Genomic DNA, 13,640 nt, shown 5'->3' with positions numbered 1-13,640 from the left:
TCACACACGCAACTGCTTTTGGCGGCCATAAAGCAGCATCAGCGCAAGTAACGTGACACCGAATATGATCTGCCGGGCCCATACATCGAGGTTGAGCGTTATCAGTACGCTTTGCAGAATGGTGAGCGCAACTGCCCCGGCCATGGTTCCGATATATCCGCCCGCACCACCGGCAAGCGAAGTGCCGCCGATGACAACAGCGATGATCGATGGAAGGACATATTGGTCGCCGACAGAAATGAAGGAGGTGCCGGTATAACCGATCACGCAGACTCCGGTCAGACCGGCAAACAGGCCGGACAGGCCGTAAAGCAGCGTGCGGATCAAAGACACGGGCAATCCGACCAACGTCGCCGCCCGCTCATTGGAGCCTATCGCGTAAATGGAGAAGCCGAAGGCCGTGCGGCGCAGCACGAACAGCATGATCGCGGCAATGCCAAGCCAGACGAAGAGGACGCCGGGAATACCGAAAACGAGAGGCCGGTTGATGAAACCCGCCAGAAGCGGCGCCGCCGCACCTGATGGAACGCCCTGCGAATAGACCACCAGCCCGCCCTGGATCACCGCTGTCATGCCGAGTGTCATGACCAGCGGCGGAATGCGCACGAAGGTGATGCCGAGGCCATTGATGAGGCCGATCAGGAAGGGAATACCACCTGCGACCAGTATGGCGAGCGGTATTCCGACATTCTGTCCGTTCATCATGTTGCCGGCAAGGACCGCGCCGAGCGAGATCATCGCGCCGACGGAAAGATCGATGCCTTCGCGTCCGCCGAGGATCACAAGATTTTGGCCCGCCGCGACGATACCGAGAATAGCGGCGATCGTCAGCAGCCGCACGATCTGCGACCCCTGTGCGAAGCCGGGCGACAACAGTTCGCCGACCAGCAGCAGGAAGACTGACGCGCCAATCGCAATGGTCAGCGGATCGGTGATGATGGATTTGATTTTCAAACCGGGATTTGTCATCTCAACGCCTCGTCACCAGAACGCCGCCGGCAAGTGCCGTCAGCACGATCAACCCCTGCACCAATGTCTGGTACTCGAAGGGCAAGCCCGCAAAGAAAATCACGTTGCCGATCATGCCCAGCACCAGCGCGCCGGCGATCGATCCTGTCGAGCTGCCGAACCCGCCGGACAGTGCGGTGCCGCCAAGAACAACCGCCGAAATGGAGGAGAGCGCCAGGCTTGCACCGAGCAAGGGGTCGCCGGAGGCGGTCTCGCCCGTCAGGCACAGCGCTGCGAGCGCCGAAAACAGACCGGAAATCATGTAGGCGCCAATGCGAATGCCGGAGAGGCGCAGGCCCGTCTGGAAAGCGCCCGTGCGATTGCCGCCCACGGCCAACAAATGCACGTGAAACGGAATGCGCGACACAACGAGCGTAAAGGCAATACCAGCCAACAGCATCCACAGCACGAAAGGCAAACCGATGAAGCTGCCGGAATAGGTCTGCCAATAGGCTTCGGGCACGGGAAGACCGGCCTGCGGCAGAACCCAGATCGCCAGACCGGCGAAGATGATGCCCGTCGCGAAGGTGGTGACGATGGGCTGGAAACGCAGGCCGGATATGAACAGGCCGTTGACCAGCCCACAGATCAGTCCAACCGCAACACCCGCTCCCATACCTGCAACGACGGCACTTGCCGTTCCGCCAAGTGCAGCGATGACGCTGACGGTAACGACATTGGCGAGCGCTACGATGCTTCCGACCGACAGATCTATATCCCCCGCCAGAATGACATAGGTCTGACCGATGGCGACCAGGATCAGGGGAAGAAATGTCGTCAGGTTCGACTGCAATACGGCCGGCTGCACGAAAGACGGCTGCAGAAACGTGTTGACGCCGATGAGAACGGCCAGAACCACAAGAGTTATGATCCAGGGTTGCTTGCGCATAAAACCGAGGGAATTCATGCGGCGTCTCCATAGGCGGCGCGGGTCATGTTGACGGATGTCATGTCGGCTCCGGTCAGCTCCGCAGAAATGCGTCCGCCGTTGAATACGAGAATGCGGTCGGCATATTCGAGGATTTCCGCATCTTCCGAGGAATAGAGAAGAATGGTCGCGCCCGCGTCAGCCTGCTGGCGCATAAGCGCGAAGAGATCGGCCTTGGCGCCAAGATCGATACCCTTGGTCGGATCATCGAGCAGCAGCAGTTTCGGCGCGGTGGCAAGCCAGCGGGAAATGAAGATTTTCTGCTGGTTGCCGCCTGAGAGCGTGCCGATAGGCATATCCATGCCGGCAAACTTCGTCTTCATGTCGTGCGCGACCTTCTGCACACGCGGCTTCAGCGTCGCGGGCCGGACCAGTCTCATCTTTTCGCGCACCATCAGAGCTGCAACAAGATTTTCGAAGATCGACCTGCCCTGAAGCGAGGCATCACGCCCGCGGTCGCCTGACACATAGGCAAAACCGTTATGAACCGCCTGCGAAGGCTTGCCGATGGCGACATCACGGCCCTCGAACTGGATTTGCCCGGCGGCAAAGGGGCTTGCGCCAAACAGGCCCTTCAGCAAGGCCGACTGACCCTGCCCCTGCAATCCCGCCAAACCGACGATTTCACCCGGATAGGCTTCAAGACTGACACCGCGAACACCCTCGCCCGCAACGTCCGTCACCTTCAGGCTGGGCGCTGCACCTGCGCGTCCCTGCTGGCGGGCAGGCGCGGCGCGGACATCGCCGACCATGTCATGCACCACGGCCTCGCGGGTGGTAGCGGCGGTGTCGAGTTCCGAAATGGTCGCACCGTTACGCATGACGGTGATGCGGTCGCAGACAGCAAAAACCTCATCGAGCCGGTGGGAAATCATGATGGTGGAGATACCGTCCGCCTTCTTGGATCTGAGTATCTCAAAAAAACGCTCGGACTGGCGGCCATCAAGTGCCGCCGTTGCCTCATCCATGATCATGAGGCTGGCATTCTGGGCGAAAACTTTCAGGATTTCGACGAGCTGGCGCTGATCGGGCGGCAGATTGCCGACGATCGCATCCGGCTCCAGCCCTTCGCCCGCAACTCCGTCAAAAAGCGCAATCAGCTTCTGCGCCCCGGCTTTCAGGGCCTTGCTGTCGACAAAAACACCGCGCTTCGGTTCGCGACCGAGAAAAATATTGTCAGCGACGGAAAGCTGCGGAATGAGGCTTAGCTCCTGATAAAACAGCGCAATGCCGGCATTTTCGGCGTCACGCGGGCTTTTGAAGCGCACGTTTTCGCCGTTGAACCGGATGGTGCCGCTGGTCGGCGCGACCGCACCTGCAACGATCTTGCAGAGCGTGCTCTTGCCGCAACCATTCGCACCGAGCAGCGCGTGAATTTCACCGCGACCAACGGTCAGCCTGCCGTCGGAAAGCGCACGCACGGCGCCAAAATTCTTCTGTATGCCGGCCGCTTCCAGAGCGTTCGCCATCGCATGTCCCCGAATTTTACTTGTCATTGTGCTTCGTCACTGGCGGACGCGCGCAATACGCGGTCCACATTCGAATTTCAGGTTTCGGGCTGGCGTTTGCGGCCAGCCCGAGACTGATCTTACTTGAAGAACTCGCCAGCCTGTTCCGGCGTCACGGTTGCCGTGACGGACCAATAGCCCGGCTTACCTTCGGCGGACTTGATGTTGTCCGCGAGGTTGTCGTTGCTGACGAAGGGGATCGGAATATAGATGGCGTTTCCGTAGGTACCGCCGAAAATGCCGTCCTTGAATTCCTTGCCCTGCAGCTTCAGAACCGCAACGTTGAGCGCGCTGGCCATGACACCCGGAGGATTGACGGAGGCGCCGGAGTTGAACTTTTCCTTCTCCCAGCGCGTCATGAAGTCCTTGCGGATTTCACCTGTCGCGGCGATGTCCTTGGTCTTGCCGGCGGCTTCGATTGCGCGCCATGCGCCGTCGGCCATGCCGTCCTGCACCCACACACCGCTGATATCGGGATAGGTGGCGAGAAGGTTCTGCATCGCCTGCTGCCCCTGCGCCTGATCCCAGCTCGCATTGGCTTCGTTCAGCACCTTGATATCAGGATATTTCGTGAACACTTCGCGGTAACCGGCGACGCGGGCTTCGTTGGCGGGATTGCCGGCGATACCGTTGATCGCGACGACGCTTCCCTTGCCCTTCAGCGAATCCGCAAGCCACTGTGCGGACTGTGCCGCCCAGGCCTTCTGGTCGATGCCGACATAGATCGCGTCCTTAGAAGACACTTCCGCGTCGGTTGCGATGACGAGAATGTTGCGTGCCTTCGCCTGAGCGAAGATCGGATCAAAGGCAGTCGGGCTGCCCGGATTGATGAGGATCGCATCAACGCCCTGGTTCATGAAATTGCGGATATGGCCGATCTGCCCCTGCACATCGACATTACCGCTCTGAACGACGACTTCGACCTTCACGCCCTTTTCGCCCCACGCCTTTGCGGCAGCCTGAGCTTCCTCGATCATCTGCGTGCGCCACTCGCTGCCGACGAAAGAATTGGAAAGACCGATCTTGAAGCTCTGTTCCTGAGCATGCACGGACGTGCCCGCCGCCAGCACCATAGCGGCAGCAGCCATCAAATGTTTAAACATGAAAATTTGCTCCTCCAAGCACGGTTTTTAACCGATGAAACCGTTTACATGAGGGAATGTAACCGGTTTCATAAATGAGTCAACCCAGCTGGGATTTTTTATGCTCTCGTTGCCACAACGAATTGCCGAGCCTTGGCGGAGAGATGGGACGGCAATTTAAGGAGGAACAGCGGCACCATACTGGCGTGGATTGCAGGGCTGATAACGCCCCAATTTTGTTCATGCACGGACAGCTTGAAGCTCCGCTACTTCAACAAGAACAAGCTGCTGGCGGGCGTCTATAGACCGGTTGGCGTGAGACTAATTGCCCCCATCCACCATCTTGGCACGGGCCAAAGCATCCGCGAGATCGTTCCCGGCTATACCGGAATGTCCCTTGCACCACGCTATCTCGACGTTCGGATTACAAAGGAGCAAACGATCCACATTCTGCCACAGACCGCCATCTGGTATCTGTCGTTTGCGTTTTCGCGAATCTGGATTGATGCGCTTCCACCCGTTGCTACGCCAGATTTCGCGCCAGCGATGGCAACCTTCCATCACGTGAGCGGAGTCTGTCCAGAGCTTGGCTATTCGGCCTGGAGCCTGTGCATCGAGCCATAAAAGTGCATTCATGACCGCCATGACTTCAAACGAATTGTTCGTAAGTCCGATTTCCGCTCCTCGCGCAGCATGGATCTGCCGCTCGGTTTCAAACACGATGAATGCCCAGCTTCCCGATAATGCTACAGGGTCGTATGAACCATCCGCGTAGATGACGAGTGGAGCAGTCATGGAGCTCGTTTCCTTGCGTCAGAGGCGCTTGGAAAGAATGACAGCGCTTTCGGGTGTTTTCTGTAGATAGCTTGTACAATCATCTTATTCGAGTCAGATTCACGTCCAGGGATGAAACATGATCTTCAAACGCATCGTCGCAGGAATAGTCGATCTCATCTTGCTCATCAGTGTGGCGTTTGCACCGACATTCATCGCCGCAGAGTGGCTACCGCAATATATGGACGCTCCAGCGGGGCAACCGCCGACACCTCTGATGGGTGTAACGCTTTTATGGCTGGCATCCGTGTTGTTTTGCTATTTCCCGGCCTTCGAAAGCAGCGCCTTCATGGCAACTCCCGGAAAACTGCTAATGCGATTAAAGGTCGTCCGGCGCACCGGCGAAAGACTGACCTTTACGCAAGCGCTCTATCGCATGGTCTTCGGCCCGCTCGCAATATGGTTTCTGCCCTGGTACCGCGACCATTTCTCGGGTGGTGCTATTGTAAAGGACCGCTGAGTTTGTGGTTGTGTGACTTCACATTCGGCCCCTCACCTTTCCCGTTTCCCATTACCATTCCCGTTTCAAGGACGGCGGCAGGTCAGGATGAAACGACGGTAGACGTAAGTTCGCAGCCTGTTGCGCAGGTTGGTGTTTTTCCGCTGCGCTCTCGCAATCGGGGCATGTGAGTGCAGTTCGATGCCGGTAAAGCCGGCGGCGATCAGGAGCGGCGTCAGCATCTGCGGGCGCAACCCCTGCCCGAACGGAAGCGCCTTCATGATTGCGGCATGATGGCTGCTTTGGGCACCATCGTAATTCTTGTCGGCCCCCACCGAAAGATCGATGAGCCGGATCAAAAGGCTGGCGAGACGCCCTGCCGGTTTTGGCGTTGCCCAGTCACCATCGAAAAACAAGAGCCGACCGCCCGGACGAAGCAGCCTGAACCACTCGCGGAAGGTCTCCTCAGGCTGCGTCAGTGTCCAGACCAGATGCCTGCAGATGATCGCATCATAGGACGCATCCGGCTCCATGGTGTTTTCGGCATCCGCCATCACGAAACGTAGCCTTGGTTTTCCCGCATGTTTGGCGCGCGCTACGGATAACATCGCTTCTGAAAAGTCGAGTGCCGTGACCTCGTGGCCGAGATCATGAATAAGCCGCGTCACCTCGCCGGTGCCACAGGCCAGTTCAAGGATATGTTTCGGCTCAGGTCCCATCAGGTCGCGGATCGGCTTCTGCCATGCATTGGCCTCGGCGCCAGCTGCTATCTTGTGTCCAAAGGCCAGATCGAAAGTCTCTGATCTTTTCGACCAATAATCGCGGATTTCCTCCTTGAGATCGAAGTTGCCGCCATCCATGGTCTATTCCTTTGAGTACTCAAATCGCATCCGCTGCGGCGAATGACAGCTTGCTTCACAATGTGATGCCAAGTTAGCCCATGCGACATCACTGGAAAATCACAAGTCTGTTTCCCAAGATGTAAACCGCGATAAAACTATTTATTTCAACATATAACTTCAGTTTCCTGATGTGATTTATAACTCTCCTGATGCCTCCCGGCGCCTTTGCTCGAGCTCTTCGCTATACCGCCTCAGCGTATGGCTTTCCGTCAGCAGGCCAACGGGTCGGTTTTCGATCTTGTCGTTGACGACAACCAGAGCTTCGCTTTCGGTAGCATCGAAGGCTGCCGCCGCCTGACGTGCATTCATCGCCGGCAGCAGCACGTCGTTCTTGTAATTGAGGTAGGTCTCGAGGCTGATCTTGGAGGGATCGCGATCCATCGGGTCGGCGTAGATTTCCGGCACGAGGACCATGCCGGCATAACGCCCGTCGTCATGTGTCATGATAACCCGCTGCGTCGAGCCTAGCGGAAACTTCTCCTTGAACGCGGGAAGACCCATGCTGACATTGGCCTTGCGAATATCGGCGCGCATCATCTTGCCCACCGTCAGGTCGCGGATCCAGCCGATATCGTGGGCGCTGCGAATGCTTTCGCCCCGCAGATGAAAACGCCAGGTGGCGAAGGAGTAACCGAAGGTGGTGCGTACCACGAGCGATGTCGTGATGACGGCCGCGAGCACCAAAGCCGTGATCTGGAAGTCTCCGGTCAGTTCCAGCGCCAGAAACGTCATCGTCAGAGGACCGCCGATAATGGCGGCGGCAAAAGCACTCATGCCGACCACGGCGTAGACCACGGGTGCTGTCGAGCCATAGCCGATATAGGGTGCGCAGAGTGCGAAAATCTTGCCGACCAGCGACCCCATGAACAGCGAGGCAAAAAACAGACCGCCGCGGAAATTCGAGCCGATGGAAATCGCGCTCGCCGCAGCCTTCAGCAGGAAAAGCCCGGCCAGCCCGTATATCGTCAGATCGGCATCGATGTTGAGATGGAGCGCACCGTGGCCGCTCGACAGGACCTGCGGTGAAATCAGCGCAAGTGCGCCCACCGCCACGCCACCGATTGTTGGACGCAGCCAGCCGGGAATGGCGCTTTTGCGGGCCGTTTCCTCGATAAGGGAGACCGTCTGCATCAGCACGATGCCGATAAACGCACATACCACGCCGAGAAAGATGGCCGGTACATAATCCGGCGGCGTCACACGGCTGGCATCATAGATATCGATGGACAGGCCATGTCCGCCGATAAGCCCTGCCACGATGCTGGCCACCAGCGCCGAGACAATGAGCGGCGCGAGTGTCACGACGGTATAGGTGCCGATGATGAGTTCTATGGCATAGAATGCCCCGGTCAGAGGCGCGTTGAAGGCAGCGGCAATGGCACCAGCAGCACCACAGCCGACGAGGATGCGCATGTCTCCTCGTCTCAGCTTCAGCTTGATACCGATCTTGGAGGCCACACCGCTGGCGATCTGCGTATAGCCTGCCTCAAGCCCGACAGATGCGCCGAAACCGTTTGAGACGATGTTCTGCACGCAGACGATGATGCTGTCCGTCAGCGAAAGGCGTCCGCCATGCAGCGCATTCGCCTCGATAGGGTCGACCATCGGCTTTTTGCGGGTTTTCGAAAGAATGAAGAGGATCAGGCCGAGTACGATGCCGCCAATGACCGGCCCGGCAAGCACGATCCAGCCGGAGAGTTCACTGCTGCTCAGCCGCTCGACACCGAAGACCAGCACATGCAGGGCCGTACTCAATCCGCCGATCAGCGCCACCAGAAGGCCGGCCGCAATGCCGATGAGGACGGCGAGAGCCACCAGCCCCAGCTCGCCGCGCCGGAACATCGCCCGCAGGCGACTGGAGCGCAGATTGTCGAAGAAGCTCGCCATACTGGGTGCACGGAAAGGCCGGGTCGACATGCTGTTCCTTTTCAGGCGGTATTAGGGCGCTTCAATCTCGAGTTCGACTTCGAAACGCATCTGGTCGTAAGCCGGTTCAACATGATCAGGCGTTTCGCGCATCACCGTGTCATAATCGAGCGGAATGTGCATATGGGTCAAGATCGCCCTTTTGGGTGCAAATCTATCGATCCAGCCGAGCGCCTGTTCGAGCGAGAGATGGCTGGGGTGATAACGGTGCTGCAGCGCATCGATGACGAGGACGTCGAGACCGGCAAGCTTGGGCACGCTTTCGGTCGGAAAATCGCTGACATCGGTGCAATAGGCGACATCGCCAATGCGAAAGCCTAGCGAATGCACGTCACCATGCTGCTGCATGTGCACGTTGAAAGGTATCGCCCCGCCTGCCCCGTCGATGATCAGGGTCGCGTCGATATCGGCGATGATCCGCGGCTCGACGATCGGCGGATAATTGCTGCCCGGAGGCGTTTCGAGGCAATAGGCAAAACCATCCCAGATGCGCGCCATGGTGACTGGATCGGCATAGATGGGAATGCGGCTCTGCTGAATGGCGAAATAGATGCGCAGATCGTCAATACCGTGCAAATGGTCGGCATGGGCATGAGTGTATAGAACCGCATCGACTGCCTCCACTTTGGCGGCAATCATCTGCTCGCGAAAATCAGGCCCGGTGTCAATGACGACGGTGGTCTTACCGCCATCAGGTCCGATCTGCTCCACCATGAAGGCCGCCCGAGTACGCCGATTCCTGGGGTTTTCAGGATCGCAGGCGCCCCAGTCGCCGTTGATGCGCGGCACGCCGGGAGACGACGCACATCCGAGAACCGTAAAGCGGCGACGGTAGATTGCCACGCCTACACCCTTGTCATCTTCGAAAAGCAGCGAAAAGCATTCTCGGTGGTGATTTCGGCCATGCGCTCGAACGAGATGCCATGTACCTCGGCCAGCACTTCCGCCGTGTTCACCACATAAGAAGGCTCATTGCGCTTGCCGCGCCAACGCTTGGGCGCGAGATAAGGCGCATCCGTTTCCACCAGCAGACGGTTGAGCGGCACGGTGGCTGCAATATCGCGGATATCCTGCGATTTCGGGAACGTCAGAATGCCCGAAAAGGATACGTAACCGCCAAGTTCGACGCCGGTTTTAGCGAGATCGGGACCTGCGGAAAAGCAGTGCAGAATAAAGGGGAAAGCACCCTTGTCGCTTTCTTCACGCAGAATCGCAGCCATGTCCTCATCAGCGCTGCGGCTGTGGATGACGAGCGGAAGCTTGGTTCTCCGCGCCGCCTCGATGTGGCGAACGAGGCCGGTCTTCTGGTCTTCCGGCTCTTGCGTGTCGTAGAAATAATCCAGCCCCGCCTCGCCGATCGCCACGATCTTGTCGTGGCTCTCGGCAAGCCGCACAAGCTCGTCGGCCGAAACGTCGAGTTCTTCGTCGGCATTGTTTGGATGCGTGCCGACCGAGCAAAAAACCGACGGGTATTTTTCCGCAATCTTCAGAAGCTCGGGCAGACGGCGCACCCGGGTCGAGATCGTCACCATCTGGGCAACGCCGGAAGCATGGGCGCGGGCGATGATATCGTCGCGCTCAGCCTCGAAATCGGGAAAATCCAGATGGCAATGCGTATCGATCAGCATGGTCGTCGCCTTCACGCTTCCGGTGCGACGTAACGCGGGAAGACCGGCTTCGGTGCCTCAAGCGGCGTTCCCGGAACCAGACGTCCGGCTTCGCCGAGTGCGGCAAAATCCCGTTTGTCGGCAGGGGCAGCGACGAGATCGAGCAGCTTCTCGCAGGATCCCGGCATGAAGGGCTGCAACAGAATGCCGATCTGGCGGACCACTTCCGCCGTCACGTAAAGAACGGTGCCCATGCGTTCTGGGTCGGTCTTCTTCAGAGCCCACGGCTCCTGCGACGCGAAATAGCGGTCGGTTTCCGAAACGACGGCGATGATGGCCGCAAGCGCGCGATGGATGAGCTGCTTGCCCATCTCCTCACGGCAGAGTGCCAGAAGCCCGTCGGCGGAGGCAAGCATTGCCTTGTCTTCATCGGTCAACGGCCCGGGCGTCGGGATCTGTCCGTCACAATTCTTGACGATCATCGACAGCGAGCGGCTGGCCAGATTGCCGATGCCATTGGCAAGATCTGCGTTGATGCGGGTGGCGATGCCCTCTTCGCTATAGCTGCCGTCCTGGCCGAAGGAGACTTCGCGCATGAAGAAATAGCGGACCTGATCGAGACCGAAATGGTTGACCAGATTGACCGGATCGACGACGTTGCCGAGCGACTTAGACATCTTCTCGCCCTTGTTGAGCAGGAAGCCGTGCGCATAAACCCGCTTGGGCAGCGGCAGCTTGGCGCTCATCAGGAAGGCCGGCCAATAGACCGCGTGGAAGCGAATGATGTCCTTGCCGATGATATGCACGTCGGCCGGCCAATATTTTGCGCGCGGACCGTTCTTGTCTTCGATGTAACCCGTAGCGGTAATGTAGTTGGTCAGCGCATCGACCCAGACATACATGACGTGCTTCGGGTCATCAGGAACCTTGATGCCCCAGTCGAATGTCGTGCGGGAAATCGACAGGTCCTTGAGGCCGGATTTGACGAAGGAGATGATCTCGTTTCGACGCTCAGCGGGACCGATGAAATCCGGGTTCTCCTCGTAGAGCTTCAGCAGCTTGTCCTGATATTCCGAGAGCTTGAAGAAGTAGCTCTCCTCCTCGACCCATTCGACGGGCGTGCCCTGCGGCCCATAGCGAACGCCGTCCGCGCGCACTTCCGTCTCATCCTCGCCGTAGTAGGCCTCGTCGCGCACTGAATACCAGCCGGCATAGCTGTCCTTGTAGATGTCGCCGCTGTCGGCCATCAGGTTCCAGATATTGCGCGAGGTCTCGTGATGACGTTCTTCCGTGGTGCGGATGAAATCGTCGTTCGAGGCGTTGAGCAGCTTGCCCATCTCTCGGAACTGGTCGGAATTGCGCTGCGCCAGCTCTTCCGGCGAAATGCCTTCCGCCCGCGCTGTCTGCTGCATCTTCTGGCCGTGTTCGTCGGTGCCGGTCAGGAAGAAAACATCCATTCCGTCCAGGCGCTGAAAGCGTGCCATGGCATCCGTCGCAATCAACTCGTAGGCATGGCCGATATGCGGCTTGCCGTTAGGATAGGAGATTGCGGTGGTGATGTAGAAGGGTGTCTTGTCTGTCATGACGGTCTATCGACTTTACAGGCTGTTTTTTGGATAGACCGCTCTTAAACGATTGTTCGCAACAGCGAAAGCAAAAGCGTACGTTCCGTACGATCTCTTGGGTCTCACACGCCGCGAACATCTTCCAGAATGGAAAGCACCATCTGCTTCTTGTCGAGATTATAGGCCTGCGCCACGGTAATTCGTTCCGAAAGCGTCGACGAAAGGCGCGCATGTTTCTCTGCCGCTGCGATATCACCGGCCATCGCCGCCGCTCTTGCACGCGCCATCAACTCCTCCGTCACGTGCTCCATGAAGAAGCCGAGAACAATATCGCCGTCCTTCTGTGCCAGAACTTCGGCAAGCTTGTGCATCTGCTTGCGTGCACCGGGCCCTTCGGCCGTCATGACGGAGGCCAGCGCCTCCACAATGTCGGAGCCGCCGTAATTCATCAGTTTTAACGCCTGCGCGACGCTGCCCTTGGAGGCGGAAAGCAGCGCATCCCGCTTTTCGCCAGCCGGGCTGATACCGAGATGATCGAGCGACTGCACCATATCCGCATCCGAAAGCGGCAGCAGCCGGAGCGGCATGCAGCGCGAGCGGATGGTCGGCAGCAATTTGCCCGGCGCATGCGACAAAACGAGGAACATCGCCCGCTTTGGCGGCTCTTCCAGTATTTTCAGAATGGCGTTTGCGGCATTGCGGTTTAGATCGTCAGCCGGATCGATGATGACGATACGCCAATTGCCTGTGCCCGAGGTCTGCGAGAAGAAGTGCCCTGCCCGCCGCACCTCATCCACCGTGATGGCGGATTTCACGCGGCCGGTCTTTTCATCCGCCGGGCGGGTCAGATGCAGCAGATTATGCGACGCACCGGAGGTGATCTGCCGGCTGACAAGCGATTCCGTATCGGGATCGGCCAGGAAATCCGGTGCTGTGGCTGGATCGGGATGGGTAAGTACGTGGTTGGCGAAACGGAAAGCGAGTGTTGCCTTGCCAATGCCTTCAGGGCCTTCGATCAGGATCGCATGGTGGCCCTTGCCGGAGCGATAGGACTGCGCAAGAAACGCTTCCGCTTCGCCATGGCCGAAAAGCTTCGTGTTCTGCTGCGGCGCAATTGCGCCGTCGAGAACGCCCTGAACCTCACTCATGCGCCGTGCCCGCCGCAGTCTCCAGCCGCTCGAGCAAAGGCTCGACAAATGACATGACGTCTTCCGTCACCTTTTCTTCCGGCTGATCGGCATTGACGATCCGACAACGACGCGGCTCGGCAAGCGCAATATCCAGATAGGCTTCACGCCGCTTCTCGTGGGTCTCGATTTCCTCTTTTTCGAAACGGTCCGGTGCGGCACCCTCGTCCGCACGCTTTCTGGCCCGGGCAAGGCCCTTTTCGGCGGCGATATCGAAGATCAACGTCAGTTCCGGTACGACGCCATCAATAGCAACGCGTTGCAGCGTCTCGATGAAATCCGGCTCCAGATTGCCGGTCGTACCCTGATAGACACGTGAGGAATCAAGAAACCGGTCACAAAGCACGATTGCGCCACGTTCCAGTGCCGGGCGAATGACCTCCTCGACATGGTCGTTGCGCGCTGCCGCAAACAGGATTGCCTCCATGCGCACGCCGAAGGATTCGGCAGCACCCGACAGCAGAACATGGCGAACGGCCTCCGCCCCCGGTGAACCGCCCGGCTCACGGGTTACGATCACATCGAAACCACGGTCACGAAGCGCCTCGGCAAGCGTGCGAATCTGCGTCGACTTGCCAGCGCCTTCGCCGCCCTCGAAGCTGATGAACAATCCGGTCTTTTCGGCCAATGTCACGTCCTGTGAGGAATTCTCAG

13 protein-coding genes are annotated in these 13,640 nt (G+C 58.5%); 1 reads left to right on the top strand and 12 read right to left on the bottom strand.

Translation table 11 applies throughout. From position 1 onward, the window contains the following. From J5276_RS07350 to J5276_RS07330, 5 genes are all read right to left on the bottom strand, one after another. On the bottom strand, positions 1-969 hold the full coding sequence (locus tag J5276_RS07350; protein ID WP_013636086.1) for an ABC transporter permease: 969 nt from the start codon (positions 967-969) through the stop codon (positions 1-3). A 1-nt stretch (position 970) separates the two neighbouring features. Further along, positions 971-1,915 carry an ABC transporter permease gene (locus J5276_RS07345; protein ID WP_111783067.1) on the bottom strand — a complete coding sequence of 315 codons (945 nt, stop codon included), beginning with the start codon at positions 1,913-1,915 and terminating at the stop codon, positions 971-973. Further along, positions 1,912-3,405: a sugar ABC transporter ATP-binding protein gene (locus tag J5276_RS07340; protein ID WP_111783066.1), complete on the bottom strand. Its 1,494-nt coding sequence runs from the start codon at positions 3,403-3,405 to the stop codon at positions 1,912-1,914. The genes J5276_RS07345 and J5276_RS07340 overlap by 4 nt, the downstream gene beginning before the upstream one ends. A 119-nt stretch (positions 3,406-3,524) precedes the next feature. After that, positions 3,525-4,547, bottom strand: a complete 1,023-nt coding sequence (locus tag J5276_RS07335) for a substrate-binding domain-containing protein (protein WP_111783065.1) — start codon at positions 4,545-4,547, stop codon at positions 3,525-3,527. Positions 4,548-4,847: 300 nt separating this feature from the next. After that, positions 4,848-5,321 carry a ribonuclease H gene (locus J5276_RS07330; protein ID WP_111783064.1) on the bottom strand — a complete coding sequence of 158 codons (474 nt, stop codon included), beginning with the start codon at positions 5,319-5,321 and terminating at the stop codon, positions 4,848-4,850. Positions 5,322-5,439: 118 nt separating this feature from the next. Between J5276_RS07330 and J5276_RS07325 the strand changes: the two genes are divergently transcribed. Then, a complete protein-coding gene (locus J5276_RS07325; RefSeq protein ID WP_013636091.1) occupies positions 5,440-5,820 on the top strand; it encodes an RDD family protein in 381 nt (126 codons plus the stop codon). Positions 5,821-5,885: 65 nt separating this feature from the next. On the opposite strand, the gene J5276_RS07320 is transcribed toward J5276_RS07325, so the two are convergent. The 7 genes from J5276_RS07320 to tmk all read right to left on the bottom strand — a co-directional run bounded on the left by J5276_RS07320 (position 5,886) and on the right by tmk (position 13,614). After that, positions 5,886-6,659: a class I SAM-dependent methyltransferase gene (locus J5276_RS07320; protein WP_112155078.1), complete on the bottom strand. Its 774-nt coding sequence runs from the start codon at positions 6,657-6,659 to the stop codon at positions 5,886-5,888. A gap of 177 nt (positions 6,660-6,836) precedes the next feature. After that, positions 6,837-8,618, bottom strand: a complete 1,782-nt coding sequence (locus J5276_RS07315) for a chloride channel protein (RefSeq protein ID WP_013636093.1) — start codon at positions 8,616-8,618, stop codon at positions 6,837-6,839. Between the two features lie 21 nt (positions 8,619-8,639). Continuing rightward, the gene (locus J5276_RS07310) at positions 8,640-9,470 is read right to left on the bottom strand and encodes an MBL fold metallo-hydrolase (RefSeq protein ID WP_112155076.1); all 831 of its coding nucleotides are present in this window, start codon (positions 9,468-9,470) and stop codon (positions 8,640-8,642) included. A gap of 2 nt (positions 9,471-9,472) precedes the next feature. Next, entirely contained in the window at positions 9,473-10,255 is a 783-nt protein-coding gene (locus J5276_RS07305; protein WP_112155119.1) for a TatD family hydrolase, read from the bottom strand. 11 nt (positions 10,256-10,266) lie between these two features. Further along, positions 10,267-11,817 carry a methionine--tRNA ligase gene (gene metG, locus J5276_RS07300; RefSeq protein WP_003515246.1) on the bottom strand — a complete coding sequence of 517 codons (1,551 nt, stop codon included), beginning with the start codon at positions 11,815-11,817 and terminating at the stop codon, positions 10,267-10,269. Positions 11,818-11,921: 104 nt separating this feature from the next. Next, the gene (locus J5276_RS07295) at positions 11,922-12,947 is read right to left on the bottom strand and encodes a DNA polymerase III subunit delta' (RefSeq protein ID WP_038490997.1); all 1,026 of its coding nucleotides are present in this window, start codon (positions 12,945-12,947) and stop codon (positions 11,922-11,924) included. Continuing rightward, positions 12,940-13,614 carry a dTMP kinase gene (gene tmk, locus J5276_RS07290; protein ID WP_003515249.1) on the bottom strand — a complete coding sequence of 225 codons (675 nt, stop codon included), beginning with the start codon at positions 13,612-13,614 and terminating at the stop codon, positions 12,940-12,942. Before tmk ends, J5276_RS07295 begins: the two co-directional genes overlap by 8 nt. Positions 13,615-13,640: the final 26 nt, after the last annotated feature.

The sequence above is a fragment of the Agrobacterium sp. S7/73 genome, assembly GCF_019355535.1.
In the GTDB taxonomy this organism is placed as follows: Bacteria; Pseudomonadota; Alphaproteobacteria; order Rhizobiales; family Rhizobiaceae; genus Agrobacterium; species Agrobacterium tumefaciens.
Note: the sequence above shows the minus strand (reverse complement) of the source record. Positions and strands in the feature narration are given on the sequence as shown.